The 25,295-nt window shown below is 73.2% G+C and carries 24 protein-coding genes; 14 read left to right on the top strand and 10 right to left on the bottom strand.

Going from position 1 to position 25,295, the window contains the following annotated elements; translation table 11 throughout:
• Positions 1–38: 38 nt before the first annotated feature.
• Both ACZ514_RS08425 and ACZ514_RS08420 read right to left on the bottom strand, forming a co-directional pair.
• Positions 39–335 (bottom strand): MTH1187 family thiamine-binding protein, encoded by a 297-nt coding sequence (locus tag ACZ514_RS08425; protein WP_469124379.1) that lies wholly within the window; start codon positions 333–335, stop codon positions 39–41.
• Positions 332–676, bottom strand: a complete 345-nt coding sequence (locus tag ACZ514_RS08420; protein WP_468166323.1) for a DUF3817 domain-containing protein — start codon at positions 674–676, stop codon at positions 332–334. The genes ACZ514_RS08425 and ACZ514_RS08420 overlap by 4 nt, the downstream gene beginning before the upstream one ends.
• A gap of 160 nt (positions 677–836) precedes the next feature.
• On the opposite strand from ACZ514_RS08420, the gene ACZ514_RS08415 reads away from it, so the two are divergent.
• The 5 genes from ACZ514_RS08415 to ACZ514_RS08395 all read left to right on the top strand — a co-directional run bounded on the left by ACZ514_RS08415 (position 837) and on the right by ACZ514_RS08395 (position 4,186).
• Complete coding sequence (locus tag ACZ514_RS08415) at positions 837–1,475, top strand: AIM24 family protein (protein WP_468166321.1); 639 nt, start codon at positions 837–839, stop codon at positions 1,473–1,475.
• Entirely contained in the window at positions 1,475–2,125 is a 651-nt protein-coding gene (locus tag ACZ514_RS08410) for an AIM24 family protein (RefSeq protein ID WP_388939781.1), read from the top strand. Before ACZ514_RS08415 ends, ACZ514_RS08410 begins: the two co-directional genes overlap by 1 nt.
• Positions 2,122–2,931, top strand: coding sequence for an AIM24 family protein (locus ACZ514_RS08405; RefSeq protein ID WP_469124378.1), 810 nt, complete (start codon positions 2,122–2,124; stop codon positions 2,929–2,931). The genes ACZ514_RS08410 and ACZ514_RS08405 overlap by 4 nt, the downstream gene beginning before the upstream one ends.
• Positions 2,932–3,016: 85 nt before the next feature.
• Positions 3,017–3,493 carry a MarR family winged helix-turn-helix transcriptional regulator gene (locus ACZ514_RS08400; RefSeq protein WP_388940005.1) on the top strand — a complete coding sequence of 159 codons (477 nt, stop codon included), beginning with the start codon at positions 3,017–3,019 and terminating at the stop codon, positions 3,491–3,493.
• A gap of 120 nt (positions 3,494–3,613) precedes the next feature.
• Positions 3,614–4,186: a PepSY domain-containing protein gene (locus ACZ514_RS08395; RefSeq protein WP_469124377.1), complete on the top strand. Its 573-nt coding sequence runs from the start codon at positions 3,614–3,616 to the stop codon at positions 4,184–4,186.
• A gap of 70 nt (positions 4,187–4,256) precedes the next feature.
• Here the strand turns inward: ACZ514_RS08395 and meaB are convergent, their stop codons facing one another.
• Entirely contained in the window at positions 4,257–5,219 is a 963-nt protein-coding gene (meaB, locus tag ACZ514_RS08390) for a methylmalonyl Co-A mutase-associated GTPase MeaB (protein WP_468166317.1), read from the bottom strand.
• Positions 5,220–5,227: 8 nt separating this feature from the next.
• Positions 5,228–6,430 (bottom strand): acetyl-CoA C-acetyltransferase, encoded by a 1,203-nt coding sequence (locus ACZ514_RS08385; protein WP_468166315.1) that lies wholly within the window; start codon positions 6,428–6,430, stop codon positions 5,228–5,230.
• 136 nt (positions 6,431–6,566) lie between these two features.
• On the opposite strand from ACZ514_RS08385, the gene mce reads away from it, so the two are divergent.
• The 7 genes from mce (at position 6,567) to ACZ514_RS08350 (ending at position 17,044) form a co-directional block, all read left to right on the top strand.
• The gene (gene mce, locus ACZ514_RS08380; RefSeq protein ID WP_468166313.1) at positions 6,567–6,995 is read left to right on the top strand and encodes a methylmalonyl-CoA epimerase; all 429 of its coding nucleotides are present in this window, start codon (positions 6,567–6,569) and stop codon (positions 6,993–6,995) included.
• A gap of 181 nt (positions 6,996–7,176) precedes the next feature.
• On the top strand, positions 7,177–11,766 hold the full coding sequence (gene scy, locus ACZ514_RS08375) for a polarized growth protein Scy (RefSeq protein WP_469124376.1): 4,590 nt from the start codon (positions 7,177–7,179) through the stop codon (positions 11,764–11,766).
• Between the two features lie 194 nt (positions 11,767–11,960).
• Positions 11,961–12,899 carry a coiled-coil domain-containing protein gene (locus tag ACZ514_RS08370; RefSeq protein WP_042811317.1) on the top strand — a complete coding sequence of 313 codons (939 nt, stop codon included), beginning with the start codon at positions 11,961–11,963 and terminating at the stop codon, positions 12,897–12,899.
• Between the two features lie 112 nt (positions 12,900–13,011).
• The gene (locus tag ACZ514_RS08365; protein WP_469124375.1) at positions 13,012–14,004 is read left to right on the top strand and encodes an ABC transporter ATP-binding protein; all 993 of its coding nucleotides are present in this window, start codon (positions 13,012–13,014) and stop codon (positions 14,002–14,004) included.
• Complete coding sequence (locus tag ACZ514_RS08360) at positions 13,997–14,782, top strand: ABC transporter permease subunit (RefSeq protein ID WP_468166307.1); 786 nt, start codon at positions 13,997–13,999, stop codon at positions 14,780–14,782. The genes ACZ514_RS08365 and ACZ514_RS08360 overlap by 8 nt, the downstream gene beginning before the upstream one ends.
• 202 nt (positions 14,783–14,984) lie before the next feature.
• The gene (locus ACZ514_RS08355) at positions 14,985–16,193 is read left to right on the top strand and encodes an ABC transporter ATP-binding protein (protein WP_468166305.1); all 1,209 of its coding nucleotides are present in this window, start codon (positions 14,985–14,987) and stop codon (positions 16,191–16,193) included.
• A complete protein-coding gene (locus tag ACZ514_RS08350; RefSeq protein WP_468166303.1) occupies positions 16,190–17,044 on the top strand; it encodes an ABC transporter permease in 855 nt (284 codons plus the stop codon). The genes ACZ514_RS08355 and ACZ514_RS08350 overlap by 4 nt, the downstream gene beginning before the upstream one ends.
• 9 nt (positions 17,045–17,053) lie before the next feature.
• Here the strand turns inward: ACZ514_RS08350 and ACZ514_RS08345 are convergent, their stop codons facing one another.
• A complete protein-coding gene (locus ACZ514_RS08345; RefSeq protein ID WP_468166301.1) occupies positions 17,054–17,380 on the bottom strand; it encodes an ATP/GTP-binding protein in 327 nt (108 codons plus the stop codon).
• 244 nt (positions 17,381–17,624) lie between these two features.
• On the opposite strand from ACZ514_RS08345, the gene ACZ514_RS08340 reads away from it, so the two are divergent.
• A complete protein-coding gene (locus ACZ514_RS08340; RefSeq protein WP_468166299.1) occupies positions 17,625–18,656 on the top strand; it encodes an LLM class flavin-dependent oxidoreductase in 1,032 nt (343 codons plus the stop codon).
• 79 nt (positions 18,657–18,735) lie between these two features.
• Here the strand turns inward: ACZ514_RS08340 and ACZ514_RS08335 are convergent, their stop codons facing one another.
• A complete protein-coding gene (locus tag ACZ514_RS08335; protein WP_468166297.1) occupies positions 18,736–19,128 on the bottom strand; it encodes an SCO5389 family protein in 393 nt (130 codons plus the stop codon).
• 220 nt (positions 19,129–19,348) lie between these two features.
• On the opposite strand from ACZ514_RS08335, the gene nucS reads away from it, so the two are divergent.
• Positions 19,349–20,020, top strand: coding sequence for an endonuclease NucS (gene nucS / locus ACZ514_RS08330; protein ID WP_388939759.1), 672 nt, complete (start codon positions 19,349–19,351; stop codon positions 20,018–20,020).
• Positions 20,021–20,143: 123 nt separating this feature from the next.
• Here nucS and ACZ514_RS08325 read toward each other — a convergent pair whose 3' ends face one another.
• The 4 genes from ACZ514_RS08325 to ACZ514_RS08310 all read right to left on the bottom strand — a co-directional run bounded on the left by ACZ514_RS08325 (position 20,144) and on the right by ACZ514_RS08310 (position 25,035).
• A complete protein-coding gene (locus tag ACZ514_RS08325; RefSeq protein ID WP_469124374.1) occupies positions 20,144–22,627 on the bottom strand; it encodes an ATP-binding protein in 2,484 nt (827 codons plus the stop codon).
• A 348-nt stretch (positions 22,628–22,975) separates the two neighbouring features.
• Entirely contained in the window at positions 22,976–23,617 is a 642-nt protein-coding gene (locus tag ACZ514_RS08320) for a LysE family translocator (protein WP_468166293.1), read from the bottom strand.
• Between the two features lie 88 nt (positions 23,618–23,705).
• Positions 23,706–24,029 (bottom strand): STAS domain-containing protein, encoded by a 324-nt coding sequence (locus tag ACZ514_RS08315; protein WP_125603340.1) that lies wholly within the window; start codon positions 24,027–24,029, stop codon positions 23,706–23,708.
• A 157-nt stretch (positions 24,030–24,186) separates the two neighbouring features.
• Complete coding sequence (locus ACZ514_RS08310; RefSeq protein ID WP_468166291.1) at positions 24,187–25,035, bottom strand: 3-hydroxyacyl-CoA dehydrogenase family protein; 849 nt, start codon at positions 25,033–25,035, stop codon at positions 24,187–24,189.
• Positions 25,036–25,295: the final 260 nt, after the last annotated feature.

Here is a 25,295-nt window from a genome sequence, read left to right as displayed (position 1 = left end):
GGGCGGCGGGCGGCGGGCGGCGGGCGGCGGGCGGCGGTTCAGGCTCCGGAGAGGTGCCGCTCCACCGTCTCCACCTTCGAGGTGATGCCGTCGGTGACGCCGGGCCGGATGTCGGCCTTGAGGATGAAGGAGACCCGCGGTGCCCGGGCCTCCACGGCGGCCAAGGCGCGGCGCACCACGTCCATGACCTCGTCCCACTCGCCCTCGACGGTGGTGAACATGGCGTCGGTGCGGTTCGGCAGCCCCGACTCGCGCACGACGCGGACCGCTTCGGCCACGTACGCGCCGACCTCTTCGCCGACCCCCAGCGGGGTCACCGAGAACGCGACGATCACGCGTCCGCCGCCTGGCGCGCGCGGGCGGCGATGACGCCGTCGGCCTCGTCGCGCTTGAGCAGCTTGTCGCCGTACAGGCCGCCGAAGGGCAGCAGCGCCAGCACGAAGAACAGGGCGACCTTCTTGACCGGCCACTTCGCCTTGTTCCAGACGTCCAGCAGGAAGACCGCGTAGATGACGAAGAGGATGCCGTGCAGGATGCCCAGCGGCATCATCAGGTAGTCGATGTCCGATACCCGGCTCAGCAGCGAGCCGAAGATCAGCAGGGCCGGGAACGACAGCGCCTCCGGGACGGAGATGAGGCGCAGCCGGTGCAGGGCGGAAGCGGTCTTGATGTCCACGTGGAACCTTCGGGGCCGGGTACCTGGGGTCGGTCCAGTGTCTCAGCCGCTCTCCGCGATCTTTCCGCGGGGCCCGGGATCCGCCGAAGCCCGGCGATTGTGGCGGATATCGTCCTCGGGGCCCTGTTCGCCCCCGCCCGGTGCCGATACCTTCGTCCCCGTGGCTCAGTTCAGACTCCAAGGCAGCAAGGTGCTCGCCGTCGACCTGACCGGTGACGCCGTGAAAGCGAAGAACGGCGCCATGGTCGCGTACGACGGTCAGATGGCCTTCAAGAAGATGACCGGCGGCGGCGAAGGCCTCCGCGGAATGGTGACCCGCCGGCTGACCGGCGAACAGATGACCGTGATGGAGGTGCAGGGGCACGGCACCTGCTACTTCGCCGACCGCGCGAGCGAGATCAACCTCGTCAGCCTGCGCGGCGAGAAGCTCTACGTCGAGTCCAGCAACCTGCTGTGCACCGACGCCGGACTGCGCACCGGCACGACCTTCACCGGTCTGCGCGGCGCCACCACGGGCAACGGGCTCTTCACGACGACCGTCGAGGGCTCCGGCCAGGCGGCGATCATGTCCGACGGGCCGGCGGTGGTGCTGCGCGTCAGCGCCCAGTACCCGCTCTCGGTCGACCCGGGGGCGTACATCGCGCACACCGGCGACCTCCGGCAGTCCTTCCAGTCCGGGGTGAACTTCCGCACCCTGATCGGCGAGGGCTCCGGCGAGGCGTTCCAGATCCGCTTCGAGGGCGAGGGCCTGGTGTACGTCCAGCCCAGCGAGCGCAACACCGTCGGGGGTGACGTCTGATGCCGTTCCGCGAGATCAACTCGAAGATGGTCGAGGCACAGGTGGTTCCCGGCCAGAAGATGTACAGCCAGCGCGGCGCGATGCTCGCCTACCGGGGCGAGGTCTCCTTCACCCCGAGCATCACCGGCGGCCAGGGCGGGGTCATGGGCATGATCGGGCGCCGGGTGGCGAACGAGCAGACCCCGCTGATGACGGTCGAGGGCAGCGGCACCGTGATGTTCGGCCACGGCGGCCACCACATCCAGGTGATCAACCTCTCGGGCGAGACCCTCTACGTCGAGGCCGACCGGCTGCTGGCCTTCGACGGCACGCTCCAGCAGGGCACCATGTTCATGGGCTCGCAGGGCGGCGTCATGGGGATGGTGCGCGGCCAGGTGACCGGCCAGGGCCTGTTCACCACCACCCTGAAGGGCCACGGCGCGGTCGCCGTGATGGCCCACGGCGGAGTCATCGAGCTCCCCATCACCCCGAACCGGCCGGTGCACGTCGACCCCCAGGCGTACGTGGCCCACCATGGGGACGTCAGGAACAAGCTCTCCACCGCGCTCGGCTGGCGGGACATGGTGGGGCGCGGCTCGGGCGAGGCGTTCCAGCTGGAGCTGTCCGGCCAGGGAGCCGTGTTCGTACAGGCCTCGGAGGAGAAGCTGTGAACTTTGGCCCCGTGAACCCGGGCCCCGGCGGCCCGACGGTGTTCGATCCGCACAGCCTGCCGTCCGACGACAACGTGAACGCGTACACCTTCTGCGTGGAGCTCAAGGGGAGCCAGTGGTTCCTGCAGAAGGGCAAGATGATCGCCTACTACGGGCGCATCGAGTTCAACGGCATCGGCAGCGGCCGCTTCGACCGGTTGCTGCGCACCAGCTTCCATTCGCCGCTGCACGCCGGTGACTGGGTGGTGGCCGAGGGTCAGGGCAAGATGCTGCTGGCCGACCGGGCCTTCGACGTGAACTCGTACGACCTGGACGACGGCAACCTGACCATCCGGTCGGGGAACCTGCTGGCGTACGAGCCCTCGCTCGCCCTCAAGCAGTCGATCGTGCCGGGCTTCCTGACGCTGATCGGAACCGGGAAGTTCGTCGCGGCGTCCAACGGTCCGGTGGTGTTCATGGAGCCGCCGCTGCGCGTGGACCCGCAGGCGCTGGTGGGCTGGGCCGACTGCCCCTCGCCCTGCCACCACTACGACCACGGCTACATGTCGGGCGTGATGGGCGGCCTCCGCTCGCTGACGGGCATCGGCGGCACCTCGGGCGAGGAGCACCAGTTCGAGTTCGTCGGGGCGGGCACGGTGCTGCTGCAGTCGACGGAGCTGCTGATGGCGGAGCAGTCGGTCGGCGCGGTGGGCGCCGGGGCGGCCACGGGCAACGCCCAGGGCGTTCCGGGGGCCGGCCAGAGCCCGCTGGGCGTGCCGCGGATGCCGGGCCAGCTGGGTGATCTCCAGCGTCGGTTCGGGCTGTGATGCCCCTGGGGGCGCGTTGACCGAGCCGATCTTCCTATTTTTGTACGTAATTCAACTTCTTAGGTAGAGTTCTTTCATGGAGACGATGGAGACCGAGACGGCCACCCGCTGGCTGACCGACGCCGAACAGTGCGCCTGGCGCACCCACCTGGACGTCAGCAAACTGCTGATGCACCAGCTGGAAAAGGATCTCCAGCCCTTCGGACTCACCATCAACGACTACGAGATCCTCGTGAACCTCTCGGAGTCGGAAGGCCTGCGGATGCGCATGAGCGACCTGGCCACCGCCACGCTCCAGTCCAAGAGCCGGCTCTCCCACCAGATCACCCGCATGGAGACCGCGGGCCTGGTCCGCCGGGTGAACTGCGAGTCCGACCGCCGCGGCCTGTACGCGGTCCTCACGGACGAGGGCATGGAGACCATGCGCAAGGTCGCCCCGCACCACGTGGCGTCCGTACGGGAGCACTTCATCGACCTGCTGCCGCCGGAGGCCCTCCAGGCGCTGCGCGATTCGCTGCGTCCCGTCGCGGAGCACCTGCGCGGCAACCGCGGCAAGATCTGAGCTCCGTCCGCCCGGCGTGCCGTGCCGGGCGGACGACCGCACAATGGACGGGAACGCTCGCTGCCGGCCCGATCGCCCGCAGGGCAACCGCAGGCGCCACGGCCGGCCTGAGGAGGTCCCATGAAGCGCACCCTGTACGTTTCCGCAGCCGCGTCCGTCGTCCTGATGGTGGCGGCCCCCGTCGGCGCCGCGTCGGCCGCCCTGGCCGCCGGAACGCCGCGAACCGTCCCGGCGTCCGCCCCGGTCCGGGTGGACGCGACCGCGGAGAAGGCCGCCGAAGCGGCACTGAAGGCGCACCCGGGCGTCATCGAGTCGATCGACCGCGACGACGACGTCTGGAAGGTCGGCGTGATCGGCAAGGACGGCAGCCACACCGACGTCGAGGTGAACGTGGGCAGCGGCGCCGTCACCCACGAGGAGACCGACGCCGCGAAGGACCGTGACGAGGAGGACCGCGCCGGCGACGCCGCCCTGCTCGCCGCGAAGGTCACCGCCCAGCAGGCCATGAAGACGGCCGTCGCGGCACATCCGGGCCAGGCCTGGTCCGTGAACTGGGACGACGACGATGACGACGGGCGCGCCCCCTACTGGGACGTCGAGGTCAAGACGTCCGGCGACAAGACCCAGAACGTCCACGTCGACAGCATGACCGGGAAGGTCATCTCCGCCAAGCAGGACGGCGAGGACCACTGACCCCGCGGAACGGACACACCGGACGGGGGCGCCGCGCGCGGCGCCCCCGTCCCCGCCGTCTCCGGGCCGGTCAGCCCTCGGTCAGGCTCTCCAGCAGCGCGTCCGCGGCCGCGTACGGATCCAGCTCGCCGGCCGCCACCCGGCCCGCGAGCGCGTCCAGGTGCGCGTCGCCGCGCAGGTCGGCCAGGCGTCCCCGCAGTGCGGTGATCGCGATGGTCTCCACCTCCCGCGCCGCCCGCGCCGCCCGGCGCTCGGCCAGCACCCCGCGCTCGTCCATCCAGGCCCGGTGCTTCTCCAGCGCCTCGACCAGCTCGTCGATGCCCTTCCCGCGCGCCGCGACCGTCTTGACGATCGGCGGCCGCCAGTCACCGGGCCCCCGGGTCTCCCCCAGGCCCAGCATGTGGTTCAGCTCCCGGGCGGTGGCGTCCGCGCCGTCCCGGTCGGCCTTGTTCACCACGTACACGTCGCCGATCTCGAGGATGCCCGCCTTCGCGGCCTGGATCCCGTCGCCCATGCCCGGGGCCAGCAGCACCACCGAGGTGTCGGCCTGCGAGGCGATCTCCACCTCGGACTGGCCGACGCCGACCGTCTCGACCAGGATCACGTCGCAGCCGGCCGCGTCCAGCACCCGGATCGCCTGCGGCGCCGCCCAGGCGAGACCGCCCAGGTGCCCCCGCGTGGCCATGGAGCGGATGTAGACCCCCGGGTCGGAGGCGTGGTCCGACATCCGGACCCGGTCGCCGAGCAGCGCCCCGCCCGAGAAGGGCGAGGACGGGTCGACCGCGAGCACGCCGACCCGCTTGCCCGCGCCGCGGTAGGCCGAGACCAGGGCCGAGGTCGAGGTCGACTTGCCGACTCCCGGGGAACCGGTCAGCCCGACCACGTACGCGCCGCCCGTCAGCGGTGCCAGGGCGGCCATCACCTCGCGCAGGTGCGGGGACGCCCCCTCGACCAGTGAGATCAGCCGGGCCACGGCCCGCGGCCGGCCCTCGCGGGCCTGTGCCACCAGCGTGGGGACGTCCACCGTCGCCATACGGGCACCTACGCCTTCGGAACGCGGATCACGAGGGCGTCGCCCTGGCCGCCGCCGCCGCAGAGGGCGGCCGCGCCGGTCCCGCCGCCACGGCGCTTGAGCTCCAGCGCCAGGTGGAGCACCACGCGGGCACCGGACATGCCGATCGGGTGGCCCAGGGCAATGGCGCCGCCGTTGACGTTCACCTTTTCCGGGGTCACGCCGAGGTCCTTCATTGACTGCACGGCGACCGCCGCGAAGGCCTCGTTGATCTCGATGAGGTCCAGGTCCGAGACCTCCAGGCCGTCCTTCTTCAGGGCGTGCAGGATCGCGTTCGAGGGCTGCGACTGGAGGGAGTTGTCCGGGCCGGCCACGTTGCCGTGGGCGCCGATCTCGGCGAGCCACTCCAGGCCCAGCTCCTCGGCCTTGGCCTTGCTCATCACCACGACGGCGGCGGCGCCGTCGGAGATCTGCGAGGAGGTGCCGGCGGTGATGGTGCCGTCCTTGGCGAACGCCGGGCGCAGCTTGGCCAGGGACTCCACCGTGGTCTCGGGGCGGATGCCCTCGTCGGCCGCGAAGACGACCGGCTCGCCCTTGCGCTGCGGGATCTCGACGGGGGTGATCTCGGCCTCGAAGACGCCGTTCTTCTGCGCGGCGGCGGCCCGCTGGTGGGAGGCGGCGGCGAACTCGTCCTGCGGGGCGCGCTCGATGCCCAGACGGGTGTTGTGCTTCTCCGTGGACTCGCCCATCGCGATGTTCTCGAAGGCGTCGGTCAGGCCGTCGTGGGCCATCGCGTCCAGCATCTCGATCGCACCGTACTTGTAGCCCTCGCGGGACTTCGGCAGCAGGTGCGGGGCGTTGGTCATCGACTCCTGGCCGCCCGCGACCACGATGTCGAACTCCCCCGCCCGGATGAGCTGGTCGGCCAGCGCGATGGCGTCGAGGCCCGAGAGGCACACCTTGTTGATGGTGAGGGCGGGCACGTTCATGGGGATGCCGGCCTTGACGGCGGCCTGGCGGGCGGGGATCTGGCCCGCGCCGGCCTGGAGCACCTGGCCCATGATCACGTACTGGACCTGGTCGCCGGAGATCCCGGCCCGCTCGATGGCGGACTTGATGGCGAAGCCGCCGAGGTCGGCGCCGGAGAAGGACTTCAGCGAGCCGAGCAGCCGCCCCATGGGCGTGCGGGCCCCGGCGACGATCACTGAGGTGGTGTTGTTCGTTCCGGACATGAGGCACAGCCCCTTGAGATGAGGAGTGAACGAGGGTTTACCCGAATGTACTGAGCGGTACCCGCCCCGTCACCGGGCAGTCGGTGTGATCGCTGGCACGTTGCGTGACACCCCGCCCGGGCGGTGCACTGGTCCCATGCTGACAAGAATCGACCACATCGGGATCGCCTGCTTCGACCTGGACAAGACCGTCGAGTTCTACCGTGCCACGTACGGGTTCGAGGTGTTCCACACCGAGGTCAACGAGGAGCAGGGCGTCCGCGAAGCCATGCTCAAGATCAACGGGACCTCCGACGGCGGGGCCTCCTACCTCCAGCTCCTGGAGCCCACCCGCGAGGACTCCACGGTGGCGAAGTGGCTGGCCAAGAACGGCGAGGGCGTGCACCACATCGCCTTCGGCACCGAGGACGTCGACGGCGACGCGCAGGCCATCCGCGGCAAGGGTGTCCGCGTCCTCTACGACGAGCCCCGCACCGGTTCCATGGGCTCCCGGATCACCTTCCTGCACCCCAAGGACTGCCACGGAGTCCTCACCGAACTGGTCACCTCCAACCCTGAGCACTGATGTCCCCATTCCCCGGCCGGTAGAGTGGCCATGGCTCGGCCGGGGTTCGGTGCGGAACGGGGTCGGGGCCTGCTAGCCCTGCCCCGACATCTGACACCATTTCCCCGGGGGCGTCGTTCAGCGGGCGAGCGATGCTCAATTGGGAGTGAGCTTGCGACCAGGGGACGGATGGGACCGCGCTGTGCGGGGCTACGAAAGCCAGGAGAGCCATCAGGCCGAAGCCGACCACCTCTCGCGCTTCGAAGCCGAGATGGAGCGGCTGAAGAAGGAGCGCGGGAAGGCCGTCCAGCACGCCGAGGACCTCGGCTACCAGGTCGAGGTGCTGCGCGCCAAGCTGCATGAGGTGCGCCGCGCGCTCGCTTCCCGCCCCGCCTACGACGGCGCGGACATGGGCTACCAGGCGGAGCAGCTGCTGCGCAACGCCCAGGTGCAGGCCGACCAGATGCGGTCCGACGCCGAGCGCGAGCTGCGCGACGCCCGGGCGCAGACCCAGCGGATCCTCCAGGAGCACGCCGAGCACCAGGCGCGCCTCCAGGCCGAGCTGCACGCCGAGGCCGTCAACCGGCGCCAGCGCCTGGACCAGGAGCTCAACGAGCGCCGCCAGACGGTCGAGGCGCACGTCAACGAGAACGTCGCCTGGGCCGAGCAGCTGCGCGCCCGTACGGAGGCCCAGGCCCGCCGGCTCCTGGAGGAGTCCCGCGCCGAGGCCGAGCAGGCGCTGAACGCCGCCCGCGCCGAGGCCGCCCGCACCGCCGAGGAGGCCCGCCGCCGGCTCGCCGCCGACGCGGAGGCCGCGCGCGCCGAGGCCGAGTCGGCACTGCTGCGCGCCCGCAAGGAGGCCGAGCGGCTGCTGGCCGCCGCCTCCGCACAGGCGCAGGAGGCCACCGAGCACGCCGAGCGGCTGCGCACCACCACCACCGCCGAGGCCGAGCAGACCCGGCAGCAGACCATGGACCTCGGCCGGGTGGCCGAGGCGCGGGTCCAGGAAGCCGACGGCGCCCTGCGCGCGGCCCGGGCCGAGGCGGAGAAGCTCCTCGCGGAGGCCAAGGAGAGCGCCGCCCGGCAGCTCGCCTCGGCGGAGTCCGTCAACGAGCAGCGCACCCGCACCGCAAAGGAGCAGGTCGCCCGGCTGGTCGGCGAGGCCACGAAGGAGGCCGAGGCGCTCAAGGCCGAGGCCGAGCAGGCGCTGGCCGATGCCCGCGCCGAGGCGGAGCGGCTGCGCGCCGAGGCCGGCGAGCAGGCCCGTGCGGCCGCCGCCGAGGACACCGCGGCGCAGCTGGCGAAGGCGGCCCGCACCGCCGAGGACGTGCTGAACAAGGCCTCGGAGGACGCCCGGGCGACGACCCGCGCCGCGTCCGAGGAGGCCGAGCGGATCCGCCGCGAGGCCGAGGCGGAGGCCGAGCGGCTGCGCGCCCAGGCCGCGGCCACGGCCGCCGAGCTCAAGGGCGCCGCGAAGGACGACACCGAGGAGTACCGGGCCCGCACCGTCGAACTCCAGGAGGAGGCGCGGCGGCTGCGCGGCGAGGCCGAGCAGCTGCGCGCGGAGGCCGTCGCCGAGGGCGAGCGGATCCGCGGCGAGGCCCGCCGCGAGGCGGTGCAGCAGATCGAAGAGGCGGCCCGGACCGCCGAGGAATTGCTGGGCAAGGCCAAGTCGGACGCCGACGAACTGCGCGGCGGGGCCACGGCCGAGAGCGAGCGGGTCCGCGCCGAGGCCGTGGAGCGGGCCACCACCCTGCGCCGGCAGGCGGAGGAGACCCTGGAGCGCACCCGCGCCGAGGCCGAACGGCTGCGCGCGGAGGCCGAGGAGCGGGCGGAGGCCCTGGCCGCCGAGACGGACGCCGCCCTGCGGGCGCGCCGCGAGGAGACCGAGCAGGCCCTGGCGGCGAAGCGGGCCGAGGCCGAGGCCGAGCTGGCCCGGCTGCAGGCGGACGCCGAGGCCCGGCTGACGTCGGCGGAGCAGACGCTGCGCGAGTCCCGCCTGGCGGCGGAGAACATCCGCAAGGAGACCACCGAGGAGAACGACCGGCTGCGCGCCGAGGCGGCGGAGCGGATCCGCACCCTCCAGGCCCAGTCGGAGGCGGAGTCCGAGCAGCTGCGCGCCGAGGCCGCGCAGGACGCCGGCCGGGTCCGCGCGGAGGCCGAGCTGGTCTCCGTACGGCTGCGCGCCGAGGCGGAGGCCGAGTCCGAGCGGGTCCGCACCGAGGCGCAGGAGACCGCGGACCGGCTGCGCGCCGAGGCGAAGGCGGCGGCCGAGCGGGTCGCCGCGGAGGCCGCCGAGGCCCTCGCCGCCGCCCAGGAGGAGGCCGCGCGGCGTCGCCGGGAGGCCGAGGAAACCCTGTCGGCGGCCCGGACGGACGCGGGCAACGAGCGGGCCCAGGCCCGTGAGCAGAACGAGGAGCTGCTGGCGCAGGCCCGCAAGCGCTCGGAGGAGGCGCAGGCCGAGGCGGCCCGCCTGACCGAGGAGGCGGAGCGCCGCGCGGCGGAGCTGGTCGCGGCGGCCGAGGCCACCGCCCAGCAGGTACGGGACTCCGTGGCCGGGATGCACGAGCAGGCCGAGGAGGAGATCGCCGGCCTGCGCAGCGCGGCCGAGCACGCGGCGGAGCGTACGCGCACCGAGGCGGAGCAGGAGGCGGACCGGGTCCGCGCGGACGCCCACGCGGAGCGCGAGCGCGCGGCCGAGGACGCCGCGCGGGTGCGCAGCGAGGCCCGCGTCGAGACGGACGCGGCGAAGGAGCTGGCGGCACGGACCGTCGGCGACGCGATCGCGGAGGCCGAGCAGCTGCGGGCCGACACGGCCGAGTACGCGCAGCGGGTGCGCACGGAGGCGTCGGACGCGCTGGCGGCGTCCGAGCGGGACGCGGCGCGGACCCGCGCGGACGCCCGCGACGACGCGAACCGGATCCGCGGCGAGGCGGCGGAGTCCCTGGAGGCCTCGCGCGCCGAGGGCTCCCGGATCGTGGCCGAGGCCGAGGCCGAGGCGGAGCGCCTCACCGAGGAGACCCTCGCGGCGAACGCGGCGACCGTCGCCGACGCCCGGACGGAGGCGGAGCGGCTCACCGCCGAGGCCGCCGAGGCGGCGGACGCCGCCCGCGCCGAGGCGGCGGGCACCCTGGACGAGGCGCGCGCCGAGGCGAACCGGCTGCGCACCGAGGCCGCCGAGCAGGCGGACCGGCTCATCACCGAGGCGGCGTCCGAGGCGGACAGGCTCACCGAGCGGACCCGCGAGGACAACGAGCGCACGGTCGGCGAGGCGGCCGCGGAGGCGGAGCGTCTGACGGCCGAGGCGGCACGGGTCCTGGAGGACGCCCGGGCGCGGGCGGAGGCCCTGAAGGCGCAGGCGGCCGACACCCTGGCGGCGGCGGAGCGGGACTCGGCGCGGATCCTGGTGGACTCCCGCGCGGAGGGCGACCGGCTCATCGAGGAGACCCGCGCGGCCAACGAGCGGACGGTCGGCGAGGCCGCGGCCGAGGCGGACCGGCTCGTCGCGGAGGCCGCGCGGACGCTGGACGAGGCCCGCACCGAGGGCGGCCGGATCATCGGCGAGGCCACCGCGGAGGCGGAGCGCGTCACGGCCGCGGCCGCCGAGACCCTGGCGGCCGCCGAGCGGGACGCCGAGCAGACGCTGGACGAAGCGCGCGCCGAGGGCAACCGGCTGCGCACCGAGGCCGCCGAGCAGGCGGACCGGCTCATCACCGAGGCGGCGTCCGAGGCGGACAAGCTCACCGAGCGGACCCGCAAGGACAACGAGCGCACGGTCGGCGAGGCGGCCGCGGAGGCGGAGCGGCTGCGCGCGGAGGCGGCCGAGGCGCTGTCCTCGGCGCAGGAGCACGCGACGCGCACCCGGTCCGAGGCGGAGCGCCTCAAGGCGGATGCGGCCACCGAGGCCGAGCGCACCCGCACGGAGGCCCGTACGGAGTCCGAGCGGCTGCTGGACGAGGCCCGCGAGGAGGCCAACAAGCGGCGTACCGAGGCGGCGGAGCAGGTGGACCGGCTCATCACGGAGGCGGCGGCCGAGGCCGACCGGCTCACCGCGGACGCGGGCCGTCAGGCGCTGGCCGCCACGACGGCGGCCGAGGAGCAGGCCGACGCGATGGTCGACGCCGCCCGCAAGGAGGCCGCGCGCATCACGTCGGAGGCGACCGTCGAGGGCAACTCCGTGGTGGAGAAGGCCCGGACGGACGCCGACGAACTGCTGGTCGGGGCGCGTACGGACGCGGCCGCCATAAGGGAGCGGGCGGAGGAGCTGCGTGCCCGCGTCGAGTCCGAGGTGGAGGAGCTGCACGAGCGGGCCCGCCGGGAGTCGGCCGAGCAGATGAAGTCGGCCGGCGAGCGCGTGGACAAGCTGGTCCGCGCGGCGACCGAGCAGAGCGCCGCCGCCGAGGCCAAGGCCAAGGAGCTGGTGTCGGACGCGAGCAGCGAGGCGAGCAAGGTCCGCATCGCGGCCGTGCGCAAGGCCGAGGCGCTGCTCAAGGAGGCCGAGACGAAGAAGGCGGAGCTGGCGCGGCAGGCGGAGAGCGTCCTCGCGGAGGCGAAGGCGGAGGCGGAGCGGCTGGTCGACGAGGGCCGTCGTGAGCTGGAGGTGCTGGTGCGCAGGCGCGAGGACATTCAGGCGGAGATCTCCCGTGTCCAGGACGTTCTTGAGGCGTTGGAGTCTTTCGAGGCACCTTCGGGTGGCGGAAAGCCCGCTGTGGGTGGCCAGGGCGCGGGGGGCGTGAGGGCCGGCGCAACAGCGGGTTCCACTCGTTCGAGTGGTAAGGCGTCAGAGGGGTAGTCAGAAGACAGGATGTGTGCTTCTGAGGGAGGTTCAGGCGGACGAGTGACAAGCATTCCGCCGCCTTGCCACTCAAAAGGGGTGTCATTGTCCAGGGCAAACCCGGATTGACTCGATGACACGCCGCCCTGGCGCCTAGGATTCCCCTTAACACCTCACGTAGCACCTCATCGGTCTCATTCGACAGGAACCCCATGAGCGACACTTCCTCCCCCTTCGGCTTCGAGCTCGTGCGGCGTGGTTACGACCGCGGTCAGGTGGACGACCGCATTACCAAGCTGGTCTCCGACCGCGACAGCGCCCTAGGACGTATCAACTCTCTGGAAAAGCGGATCGAGGAGCTGCACCTCGAGACGCAGAACGCCCAGGCCCAGGTGAGCGACGCGGAGCCGTCGTACGCCGGTCTCGGCGCCCGGGTCGAGAAGATCCTGCGGCTGGCCGAGGAGGAGGCGAAGGACCTGCGCGAGGAGGCCCGTCGCGCGGCCGAGCAGCACCGTGAGCTGGCCGAGTCGGCGGCCCAGCAGGTGCGCAACGACGCCGAGTCGTTCGCGGCGGACCGCAAGTCGAAGGCGGAGGACGAGGGCGTCCGCATCGTCGAGAAGGCGAAGGGGGACGCCGCCACCCTGCGCGCCGAGGCCCAGAAGGACGCCGCCTCCAAGCGCGAGGAGGCCGACGCCCTCTTCGAGGAGACCCGCGCCAAGGCCGCCCAGGCCGCCGCGGACTTCGAGACCAACCTGGCCAAGCGCCGTGAGCAGTCCGAGCGCGACCTGGCCTCGCGTCAGCAGAAGGCCGAGAAGCGCCTCGCCGAGATCGAGCACCGCGCCGAGCAGCTGCGCCTGGAGGCCGAGAAGCTGCGTACGGACGCCGAGCGCCGGGCCCGCCAGACGGTGGAGACCGCGCAGCGCCAGGCCGAGGACATCGTGGCCGACGCCAACGCCAAGGCCGACCGCATCCGCAGCGAGTCCGAGCGCGAGCTGGCCGCGCTCACCAACCGCCGCGACTCCATCAACGCGCAGCTGACCAACGTCCGCGAGATGCTGGCGACGCTGACGGGTGCCGCGGTGGCGGCCGCCGGCTCCCCCATCGACGACGAGCCGGTGACCCGCGGCGTCCCGGCCCAGCAGAGCCGCTAGTACGCCCGCGCGCACACCGCCGTCCGCCCGCCGGGAGCGGGCCGGCGCACCAGGGGCCGTACGTCACCTTTTCGAGGTGGCGTACGGCCCCTGGCCGTTCTAGCGTGGCCGCATGATCGAGCTAGAGGGCCTTACGAAACGATTCGGCGCGAAGACCGCCGTGGACAACCTCAGCTTCCAGGTCAGACCGGGGGTGGTGACCGGCTTCCTCGGCCCCAACGGGGCGGGGAAGTCCACGACCATGCGCATGATGCTCGACCTCGACCGCCCGACCGGCGGTTCGGTCCGGATCGACGGGAAGCACTACCGGGACCTGAAGGAGCCCCTGAAGCACATCGGAGCGCTGCTGGACGCGAAAGCCATGCACGGCGGCCGCAGCGCGTACAACAACCTCCTGTGCCTGGCCCAGTCGAACCGGATCCCGGAGCGGCGGGTGGCCGAGGTGCTGGACCTGGTCGGTCTGACGGCCGTGGCCAGGAAGAAGTCGAAAGGATTTTCGCTGGGCATGGGGCAGCGGCTGGGAATCGCCGCGGCCCTGCTCGGTGATCCGGAGATCCTGATGTTCGACGAACCCGTCAACGGTCTTGACCCCGAGGGAATTCTCTGGATCCGCAATCTGATGAAGGGGCTGGCCTCGGAAGGAAGGACGATCTTCGTCTCCTCCCACTTGATGAGCGAAATGGCCCTGACGGCTGATCATTTGATCGTCATCGGCCAGGGAAAGCTCCTTGCCGACTTGTCGATGTCCGATTTCATCCAGCAGAACTCGCGCAGTTACGTGCGGCTGCGCTCTCCGCAGCAGGAACGGCTCAAGGACGTCCTGCACGAGGCCGGGATCAGCGCGGTCAGCATCCCCGCCACCGGCACCCTGGAGATCGACGGCGTACCGTCCGAGCGGCTCGGCGAACTGGCCGCCCAGCACCAGATCGTGCTGCACGAACTCAGCCCGCAACGGGCTTCACTCGAGGAAGCGTTCATGCGCATGACGGCGGATTCCGTCGAATACCACGCCCACGCGCCCGGTGCGCCCGGCGCGCCCGTCCCCGGACCGGCGGGCCCCGCGTGGGGCACCGGCTTCGAGGCGACCCGCAAGGGCGGTGAGTGACGTGGCCTACTCCGCCGTCCTCCGGTCCGAGTGGACCAAGATCCGCACCGTCGCCTCCACCAGCTGGACGCTGGCCACCACGCTGCTGGTCACCGTCGCCGTCGGCGCCGGACTGTGCGCCGTCGTCAACGCCACCTTCGAGGACATGCCCAAGTCCTCGCAGGTCACCTTCGACGCCACGCAGATGAGCTTCTCCGGCATGCTCCTGGGCCAGCTGGCGGTGCTGGTCTTCGGTGCGATGGTGGTCGGCAGCGAGTACGGGACCGGGATGATCCGCACCTCCCTCGCGGCCGTGCCCCGGCGCGGCACCCTCCTGCTGGGCAAGGTCACCGTGGCCACCGGGCTGGCCCTGGCCGTCGGCCTGGCCACCGGGTTCCTGTCCTTCTTCCTCGGGCAGGCACTCCTCGGCGACCACAGCACCGCCCTGGGCGAGGAGAACGTCCTGCGCGCCGTGATCGGCGTCGGCCTGTACCTGGCGCTGCTCGCCGCCTTCGCGATCGGCGTGTCCATGATCCTGCGGAACTCGGCCGCCTCGATCTCGGTCCTGATCATGTTCGTCCTGATCCTGCCCATCGTCCTCAGCCTGGTCGACGCCACCCGCAAGATCGCCGACTACCTGCCCAACCAGGCCGGTTCCGCGATCATGGAGACCGTGCCGTCCGCCGTGAGCGGCTCGGACGCCCCCTACGGTCCCTGGGGCGGACTCGGGATCATGGCGCTGTGGGCGCTGGCGGCCGTGATCGGCGGTTACCTCACCCTCGCGAAGCGGGACGCCTGAGGGACACCGCGTGACGCCCCGGTGACGGGAGGGGTCCGTCCCGCGACGGACCCCTCCCGTACTACGGGACATCCCGGACCGGATCTCAGGGACGGCTCAGGGGCGGCTCAGGGATCCGGTCCGGCCGGGAACCGCGGGCGCCCCGATATCCTCTTAAGGCGTACGCGGGCGAAAGCCGTCCCGGCTGGCAAGGGGCACAGGGATGATCGAGGCAGTCGGCCTGACCAAGCGCTTCGGCGCCAAGACCGCCGTCGACCAGTTGTCCTTCCAGGTCAAGCCGGGTCACGTCACCGGCTTCCTGGGACCCAACGGCTCCGGCAAGTCCACCACCATGCGCATGATCCTCGGGCTGGACCGGCCCACCTCGGGCCGCGTCACGATCAACGGCCTCCCCTTCCGGGAACTGCCGAACGCCCAGCGGCACGTCGGCGCCCTGCTCGACGCCAAAGCCGTGCACGGCGGCCGCAAGGCCCGCACGCACCTGCTGGCGATCGCCCAGCTCTCCGGGATCCCGGAGAAACGGGTGGACGAGGTCCTCGGCGTCGTCGGCCTCAAGGACGCCGCCGGCCAGCGCACCAAGGGCTTCTCCCTCGGCATGGGCCAGCGGCTCGGCATCGCGGCCGCCCTGCTCGGCGACCCGCAGGTGCTGCTCTTCGACGAGCCGGTCAACGGCCTCGACCCCGAGGGCATCCGCTGGGTCCGCAACCTCATGCGGCAGCTGGCCGCCGAGGGCCGCACGGTCTTCGTCTCCTCGCACCTGATGAGCGAGATGGCGCTGACCGCCGACCACCTGATCGTGATCGGCCGGGGCAGGCTGCTGTCCGACATGAGCACCCAGGACTTCATCACCCACAACTCGGCCGGATTCGCGCGGGTCCGCGCCGCCGACGGCCCCGGAGCCGACGGCGCCGACGGCCGCACGGCCCTGGGCGCCGCGCTGACGCAGGCCGGCGGCCGGGTCCTCCAGGAGCCCGACGGGGCGCTGCGGGTGACCGGACTGGACCTTCCCCGCATCAGCGACCTCGCGCACGGGGCGGGCGTACGGCTGTGGGAGCTGTCCCCGCACCGGGCCTCGCTGGAGGAGGCCTACATGCGGATGACGCAGTCCTCCGTCGAGTACACCTCCACCGAGGACCCCCGAGCCGAGCTGTGGGAGCCCGAGCCGCTGACCGTCCCGGCGTGGGAGGAGGCGGAGGCACCCGTCCCGGCCGAGACCGCCGCGGGCTTCTTCCCTCCCCCGCCGCCCGGATCCGGGCGCCCCTTCCTGATGCCGGACAGCGCGGCCGGCCTGGCCAGCGCCACCCCGCGCCCCGCCCACGGCTCCCCCGCCGGGGCCCCGTCCCCCGGCCCCGCGTCCCCCGGCCCCGCGGGCGCGGGCGCGGGCAAGAACTCCCCCGAGGACCTCCGATGACCACCACCCCCGCCGGCCCGCCCGCGGCGAGCGCGGAGCAGCCGGGGACGTACAGCTCGCCCCTGCCCACGCCGCGGCCGCACCTGGGGCACGCCGTGTCCTCGGAGTGGACCAAGCTGACCTCGGTGCGCTCCACCGTGTGGACGCTCGGGTCCCTCGTGGCGCTGGTCGTCGGCATCGGGATGGTCGCCGTGTTCCAGACCTCGGCCGCCGACTACCAGTACCTCCCCTTCCCCGGTCCCGCCCTCTTCGGGCTGATGGCCGGCCAGGTGTCCGTGATGGTGCTGGGAGTGCTGACGATCTCCTCCGAGTACGGCACGGGCCTGATCCGCACCACCCTGACCGCCGCCCCCGACCGGCTGCGGGTGCTCACCGCGAAGTACCTGGTCTTCGGCACGGTCGCGTTCGTCGTGACGCTGTGCTCGGTGCTGTTCGTCGGCCTGTGGGCCGCGATCCTGCACAACGGCCCCGCCGCCGGGTCCCACGGGCCGGACGACTGGACGGGCGCGCTGGCCGGCTCCTTCTACGTGACCGTGCTGGGCGTCCTCGCGCTCGCGGTCGGGGCGCTGGTACGCCACTCCGCGGGCGGGATCGCGGTCATGCTCGGCGTGGTCACCATGCCCCCGGTGCTCGGGGCGATACTGACCGCCTGGCCGGTCACCTCGGGCCTGGGGGCGCTGGTGCTCCGCTACAACGCCCCGGTGGGCCTGGTGCAGCTCTTCGGGCTGGAGGGGGTCGACATGGAGGGCCGGTCCGCCCCCAGCGACGTGGTCCAGCTGGCGCTGCTGCTCGTGGTGACGGCGGGCGCGGTCGCCGCCTCGTACGCGGTGGTCGGCCGCCGCGACGTCTGACGGCGCGGCTCAGTACCTGGGCGCGTTGCGGGACCGCTGCACCTTGGAGGTGCGGCGGTCCTTCGCGTTCCAGCAGGCCTTGTGCCAGTGCCGCCGGTCGTCGACGCCGCCGTACTCGGGCCAGGCCACCACATGCGGGGTGCCCGAGGGGATCTCCTGGTCGCAGCCCGGGCAGCGGTAGCGCTTGCCGGCCGCGCCGGCCCCCGAGACCTGCCGGACCTTCCACTCCTCACCGAGGTACTCCTCGGTGCGCTCCAGCCCGAACCGGTCGAGGCCGGCGCCCGGGCGTTCGTCCGGACTCTCGCCGCCCCGGGGGCGGTTGTGGCGCGGTGACACGTATACCTCACGAAGGAGCGGGGGACAGTGACTTTCTCCCAGACTACGCGCAGCGAGCCGGGGTACCCGCAGGGTGGCTGGCGGGGCCGGTACTTCCGCGGGGAGCCGACCCGACTATCTCAATAACTTTCCTGTCAGGCCGTGCCTTTGGCACGTGTCAGGCGTTGTTGCCATCAGACGTTGATGCCATCAACGAGTCGGTCCACCTGGGGGAGGCCGCGTCAGCCGCGAGGAGGCTAAGGCGATGCGCGTAGGAGCGTTTGTACTGGCGGCCCAGTTCCCGGGTCAGGGGCAGGGGGAGGCGCTGCACCGGGCGGTGCGGACCGCCGAGGTGGCCGAGGAGGCCGGGCTGGACTCGGTCTGGCTCGCCGAGCACCACTTCGTGCCGTACGGGGTGTGCCCGTCGGCGGTGACCCTGGCGGCCCTGCTGCTGGGGCGGACCCGGCGGCTGCGGGTGGGCACGGCGGTCAGCGTGCTGCCGAACACCCATCCGGTGGCCCTCGGGGAGCAGGCGGCCCTGCTGCACGTCACCTCGGGCGGCCGGTTCAGCCTGGGGGTGGGGCGCGGCGGGCCGTGGGTGGACCTGGAGGTGTTCGGCGCCGGTCCGCAGGCGTACGAGACTGGCTTCCCGGAGGACCTGGACCTGCTGCGGCGGTGGCTGGCGGAGCCGCGGGTGGGGGCCGCCGGCGCGCGGCACTCCTTCCGCGAGGTGGCCGTCGTACCGCGCCCGGCCGACGCGCTGGACGGCGACGGGACGGGGCCGGAAGTGATCGTCGCCTGCACCTCCCCGGCCTCGGTGCGGCTGGCCGCCGAGCGGGGTCTGCCGATGCTGCTGGGCATGCACTGCGGGGACGAGGAGAAGGCCGAGCAGGTCGCGCTGTGGCGGCGGACCGCGCTGGAGCACGGGCACGCGCCGGAAGCCGTACGGGCCGCCGCGCACGTCTCGGCGGGGGTCTGCCAGCTGGCCGACACCACGGCCGACGCCCGGGAGACCCTGCTGAAGGCGATGCCGGGCTGGTTCCGCCAGGGCCTGGACGCCCACGTGACGGTGGACGGCCGGCAGCGTGCGATGCGCGACCCCCACGCGTACACGGAACTGCTGTGCTCACTGCACCCGGTCGGCAGCCCCGTCCTGGCGGCGGACCGGCTGGCGCAGACCGCGGAGCGGACGGGCATCACCCGCTTCGCCCTGCTGACGGAGGGGTCGGGCGACCTCGCCGCCACGGAGGACAACGTCCGGCGCCTCGCCGCGGAGGTCCTCCCCCTGCTGGTGTGACCCGGTACGGGCCTGGGCTGCCGCTCCTGTGTCAGTCGCACCTCCCGCGACACGGAGCGGCAGCGCGGTACCGGTCCTGCTAGCAGTCCCGAAGTTCCGGGGACTGGTTGAGCAGCTGGCCGCGGATCGAGGTGAACTTGGCCAGCCGGTCGTCCACCGAGGAATCCAGCGGGAACACCGCCACGCGGTGACAGTTCTGGAATGCCAGGCGCACCCCGAAGTGCCGCTGCAGCGCTCCGCGTATCGCGTCACTCGCGAGCGCGCGCAGCAGCTGCCCGCGCGCCTGCTCGTCCGGCGGCGGCGTCTGGTTGTCGGCGAACTCTCCGCCCTCAACCTCCAGCTGGGCCACCAACGAGCTGATCATCTCCCATGCGAAGGGCAGGGAGGTCCGGACGCAGTCGACGAAGGCGGCTTCGTCGACCTCGCCTCGCTCGGCCTGTTCGAGTAGGGCCGGTGAGACGTCGAGCGACATGGGTTCTCCTCTCGTGACCCCGGCAGTTTGGGCTGCCGGAGTCCTACGGGCAGGGAGGGAGGCCGCGACGCAGCGTGCACGCTCGGCAACCTCCCGCTCACCACGGTAGGCGCCCGCCGGGTACCGCACCAGGAGAATGCGCATACAACGCGCCATCGGCGAACGGGGCTTTCAGGGGCGAATCGCGTGGAGGCCCGTCGGTCGAGTAGCGTTGCCGACCATGCGTCTCGTCATTGCCCGCTGCTCCGTCGACTACGCGGGCCGGCTCACCGCCCATCTGCCCTCGGCACCCCGTCTGATCCTCGTGAAGGCCGACGGCAGTGTCTCGATCCACGCGGACGACCGGGCGTACAAACCGCTCAACTGGATGTCGCCTCCGTGCACCCTCAAGGAGGGGACCGGTGACGACGCGAACGTCTGGACCGTCGTCAACAAGGCGGGCGAGAAGCTCATCATCACCATGGAGGAAGTCCTCCACGACTCCTCCCACGAGCTGGGCACCGACCCCGGCCTCATCAAGGACGGCGTCGAGGCGCACCTCCAGGAGCTGCTCGCCGACCGCATCGACACGCTGGGCGAGGGCTACACCCTGATCCGGCGCGAGTACATGACGGCCATCGGCCCGGTCGACATCCTGTGCCGGGACGCGTCCGGCGCGACGGTGGCGGTCGAGATCAAGCGGCGCGGGGAGATCGACGGCGTCGAGCAGCTGACCCGGTACCTGGAGCTGCTGAACCGCGATCCGCACCTGGCGCCGGTGCGGGGCGTCTTCGCGGCGCAGGAGATCAAGCCGCAGGCGCGGGTGCTCGCGCATGACCGCGGGATGGACTGCGTGGTCCTCGACTACAACGCCCTGCGCGGCATCGAGGACGACAAGCTCCGCCTATTCTAGGCCGCCTCTTTCGGATCTTGCCGGTCAAGCCCGCGGCCCGTCGTTCCCACGGCCCTCCGAGCCCCGCTCGGAGGGCCGTTGGCGTACGGGCGCCCGTGCGGGCCGGTGCCGCGCCCCGCCGGGTCAGATCGTCGTCGGGGACTGCGCCGCCGTCGGGGACTGGGCTTCCGACGAGGTCGTCGGGGTGGTCGGCGCCGAGTCGGTCGGGGCCGGGCTCGTCGGGGGCGGCGGTGACGTCACCGGGGGCTCCGGGTCCGGGTCCGGGTCGGGCTTCGGGGTCTCCGGCGTCGGCTTCGGGGCCGGCGGGGTGGGCCGGGGCTGCTGCGGGCCGGGCGTGTGGCCCGCCGGCGGGGGCGTCGGCCGGCGGACCCCGCCCGGGTCGTCCGGGCCGGCGGCCGACGGCGGCGCGGCCGGTTCCGGCGCCGAATCGTTCCCGCTGTTCCCCGGCACCTGCGGCGGGGCCACCGCGGGCGTGTCCGGGGTCGAGGACACGGCCGGCGCCGCCGGCTGCTCCGGGTCGCCCCCGGCGGTCAGCGACAGGCCGACGACCGTGCCGAGCGCCACCACCGTGAGCGCTCCGGTGGCGGCCAGCAGCACCGTCTTGCGGCGTCCGGCCGCGAAGGGCCGCGGGCGGCGGGGAAGGGACGCCGGTGGCGGTGCCGGTGCCGCCGCGGCCGCCGGTGCGGGCGTGAACGCGTCGGCGTAGACCTGGGCGAGGGTCGAGGGCGAGCCGGCCGGCTTCCCGATCACCGGGGTCACCCGGGTGACGGCCTCGGACGGCGCCGGCTGGGGCGCCGTCCGCGGAGCCGGCGGCGACGGCTGCGACGGCGGCTGCGCAGCGGGCCCGGCGGCCGGAAGGGCCGGCGGCGGCTCCAGGCGCAGCGGGGGCGACGCCTTCGCCCCGGCCGCCGCCCGGTCCCGGTCGGTGACCAGCGCCAGCGCCCGGCGGCCGGAGACCGTCCCGCGCTTGTCCGCGAGCGCGCCGCGCAGCCCGATCGAGGCCTCCAGCTCCGCCCGTGCCCGGTCCAGACGCCCCTCGCACAGCGCGAGCACGCCCAGCTCGTGGTGGAAGTACGCCTGCTCGGCGACCTCGCCCGCCTTCCGCGCGGCTTCGGCTCCCGAGCGCAGCACCCGCTGCCACGCCTCCCAGTGGGGCGCCGCCGCGAGGGCCGGCGCCGCCGTGCGGGCCAGGAGTACGGCGGCCACCACGTCGGCCCCCGCCAGCGCGGCCAGTACGGCGTCGGCCTCCGCCGCGACCCGCTCCGGGGTGACCGAGGCGTGCCCGGTCCACCAGGCGTAGTGCCGGGCGGCGGTACGCGCCTCCTCGGCGGCGGTCTCCCCGTACCCGGCCTCCTCCAGCTGCCGCGCGACGCCCTCCGCGAGGCGGTAGCGCGGCCCGACGGGGGTGATCAGGCCGCAGCCGAGGAGTTCGGCGACGGCGGCGTCGGCGTGCGTGTCCCCGACCAGCGCGGGGAGGTGGGCGTGGTGCGGCAGTTCCCCGGCCAGCGCGCAGGCGGTCCGCAGGGCGGCGCGGGCCGACTCGCTCACCCGGGACGCCAGCAGTCCGGCGGGGGCGGCGGCCTGCGCCAGGGTGGGCAGCGGCACGTGGGAGGGATCGCGGGGGCGCTCCTCGAAGACGCCGGGCTCCTCGTCCTCGTCGGCGGCGGCGGTGTCGTTGAGCTCGTCGCGCTGCCGCAGCAGCGCGGCGGCCTGTACGAAGCGCAGCGGCAGGCCCTCGGAGGCGAACCGCAGGTCCTCCGCCCAGGCCGTCTCCTCGTCGGTGAGCGCCCTGCCGGTCGCGGCCTCCAGCAGCCGCAGGCAGTCGGCCCGGCCGAGGCCGCCGAGGAAGACCTCCTCCAGGTGCGCGTCGTCGGAGGGGGCCTTGGTGTCGGGGGTGGCGGCGAGCAGGTAGGCGCATTCGGGGGTGGCGCGGAGCAGCTCGTCGAGGGCGGGGCCGCCCAGTTCGAGGTCGTCGAGGAGGACGATCGCGCCGATCCGGGCGACGCCCTCGAGGAGCCGCGTGCGGTCGGGGCGCTCGTCCCGGGTGTCGTACACGGTGCCGTACAGGGTGTGGAGCAGTTCGGCGGGCTGCTGCCGGCCGTGGCCGCTGAGCCGGACGACCCCGTCGGGCGCGAGGTCCGCGCAGTCGGCGGCGACCGCGTCGAGGAGGGTGGACCGGCCGGATCCGGCGGGCCCGGTCAGCCGTACGGAGCGGCCGCGCCCGAGGAGGCGGACGAGCCGCTCCCGCTCGTCGGCGCGGCCGAGGAGCGGCAGGGCGGGGACGGGCGGTCCGGGCAGCGCGGGCGGACGCGCGGCGGCGTCCCGGGCGGCGCGGGCGGCGGCGTCGCGCCTGGCGGGGCGGCGGGCCGCCGCTGCGCGCGCGTCGGGGCGCAGGGGTTCGATCTCGCTGCCGTCGACGGGGTTGACGGTGAGGGTGTACTCACCGGTGGTCAGGGTCACGACACGGGCGGGTGCCGGGGCCTGCGCCGGTGCCGCAGGCTGCGCCGGGGCCTGCGCCGCCGCTGCCGGGGGCCGCGCCGCCGCTGCCCCGGCCGGCCGGCCCGCCGGCTGCTCGTCCGGGCCGGGCTGCCCCTGTGTACGGTCCATGACCAAGTCCCCCGATCGCGCCGCGCGCCGCCGCGTCTTCACCGTCTTCGTCGTGCCGGCGCCCGCTCACGTCGTCGTCGTTACCGGTCCGGTTTCCGCCCGAACCCTAGACCGTGGCCGGCCCCGCCGTCACCGCAGGGGTGGCTTCACCACCGGACCGTTACGATTCCCGCCGATCTTCGGCCTAGGCTGTCTCTTTCGGATCTTGCCGGTCACGCCCGCGTCGTCCGGTGCCGTGCATCGCAAGGCGGAGAGGCTCCCGATGACCGGACGTCCTCGGGTGCCTCGACAACGCGGCGAGGTGCGGTGCCGGGCGACGCGGGTCAGGCAAGATCCGGAAGAGCCGGCCTAGTCCTTCCGGCCGGTCACGGCCACGGTGACCCCGAGGCCGATCATGGCGAGCCCGCCGGCCCCGCCGACCGCGGAGAGCCTGCGGGGCGATCCGGCGAACCAGTCCCGGGCGGTGGCGGCGGCGATCCCCCAGACGCTGTCGGAGACGATCGCGATGAGGTTGAAGACCAGCCCGAGCAGGAGCATCTGGAGCACGACGTGGCCCTGCTCCCGGTCGACGAACTGGGGCAGCACGGCGGCGAAGAAGACGATGGTCTTGGGGTTGGCCACGCCGACCGCGAAGCCCTCCCCCAGGGTCCGCAGGCCGCCGGCGGCCGTGGGGGGCGCTTGCGCGACGGCGGCGTGCAGCGACCGCCGGTCCCGGAAGGCCTTGACGCCGAGGTGGACGAGGTAGGCGGCGCCGGCCAGCTTCAGGGCGGTGAAGACGAGGACGGACCGCTCGACGACGGCTCCGACGCCGAGCGCCACGGCGACGACGAGCGCGTACGCTCCGAGCGTGTTGCCGGCCACCGTGATCAGCGCGGCCCGGCGGCCCTGTGCCAGCGCCCGTCCGACGACGAAGAGCACGCTCGGGCCGGGGATCAGGATCAGCAGGAGGGACATGGCGGCGAAGGCCGCGAGCCGGTCGGTGGACACCATGGCTCCATGTAAGCGGAGGGCGCCCCGGGGACGCAGCCCCTTTTCCCGCCCCGCGTCCGCGCTCCGCGCCCCCGCACCCCGCCCCGGATCACACCCGGGGCAGGCTCTCCGCTTCCAGGCCGCCCTCGATCGCGAGGATGCGGTGCAGCCGGGTGGCGACGAGCAGCCGCTGCATCCGGTCGGGCACCCCGCGCAGGACCAGGCGCCGCCCGGTCCGCCCGGCCCGCCGGTGCGCTCCCATGATCACGCCGAGACCGGTCGCGTCCCAGGAGTCGAGTCCGGTCAGGTCGAGCACGAGGTCGCCGTGGCCGTCGTCGAGGGCGGTGTGGAGGACCGTACGGGCGTCAGCCGCGCTGCGCACGTCGAGGCGACCCCCGACAGCGAGTTCGGCGTGGTCGCCCCTGATGTGCATGTGTGCTCCCCGGCTTTACTGCGTACGTGTGGTCCGACGGGTCCGTGATCGGAAACTCTCACTGCAACTGACTGCCGCGCGGGCGGTGAAGTTGCCGACCGTGAGCGAACCGATACCTAATTCACCCCGTAGGGTGCGGGGATTCGAACGTCCGTGCTCAGTGCTTGTAGAAGCCCTGGCCGCTCTTGCGGCCGATGTCGCCCGCGTCGACCATGCGGCGCATCAGCTCCGGCGGCGCGAACTTCTCGTCCTGGCACTCGGTGTAGATGTTGCTGGTCGCGTGGAGCAGGATGTCGACGCCGGTGAGGTCGGCGGTGGCCAGCGGGCCCATGGCGTGCCCGAAGCCCAGCTTGCAGGCGATGTCGATGTCCTCGGCGGTGGCGACGCCCGATTCGTAGAGCTTCGCGGCCTCGACGACCAGCGCGGAGATCAGACGGGTGGTCACGAAGCCGGCGACGTCGCGGTTGACGACGATGCAGGTCTTGCCGACCGACTCGGCGAACGCGCGGGTGGTGGCGAGGGTTTCGTCGCTCGTCTTGTAGCCGCGCACCAGCTCGCAGAGCTGCATCATCGGGACGGGCGAGAAGAAGTGCGCGCCGACGACCCGCTCCGGGCGCTCCGTCACGGCCGCGATCTTGGTGATCGGGATGGCGGAGGTGTTGGAGGCCAGGACGGTGTCCTCGCGCACGATCTTGTCGAGGGTGCGGAAGATCTCGTGCTTGACCTCGAGCTTCTCGAAGACGGCCTCGACGACGATGTCCACGTCGGCGACCGCGTCGAGTTCGGTGGTCGTGGTGATCCGGGCCAGGGCCGCCTCGGCGTCCTCGGCGGTCATCCGGCCCTTGGAGACGAACTTGTCGTACGAGGCCTTGATGCCGTCCGTGCCCCGGGTCAGCGCGGCGTCGGTGACGTCCCGCAGGACGACGTCCCAACCCGCCTGAGCGGAGACCTGAGCGATCCCGGAACCCATCAGTCCCGCGCCGATGACGGCGAGCTTCCCAGCCACTGCACACCCCTTGCTGTTCTCAGTACGACCCGGCCTCGTAGCCTCTCCGGCGGAGACTAGCGCCCGTGAGGGGCCGAGTGACCGCGAAGTAACACGCGTCACGTCTCAGATGACGGACATCACACTGGTACGGCCCACCAGGCGTGCGCCGCCTCACAGTTCACCTGCGGAGCCGCCCCCGCCGCGCGCGGGACGGCTCCCCGGCCGTCCCGCGCCGCGGGCGCGCCCCGGGGGCGGGCGGCCGCGCCCGGTGGTTCTGC

It is taken from the genome of Streptomyces sp. NPDC034086 (assembly GCF_055575515.1).
The sequence above is the reverse complement of the archived record's forward strand: the minus strand, read 5'-3'. Positions and strand labels throughout refer to the sequence as shown.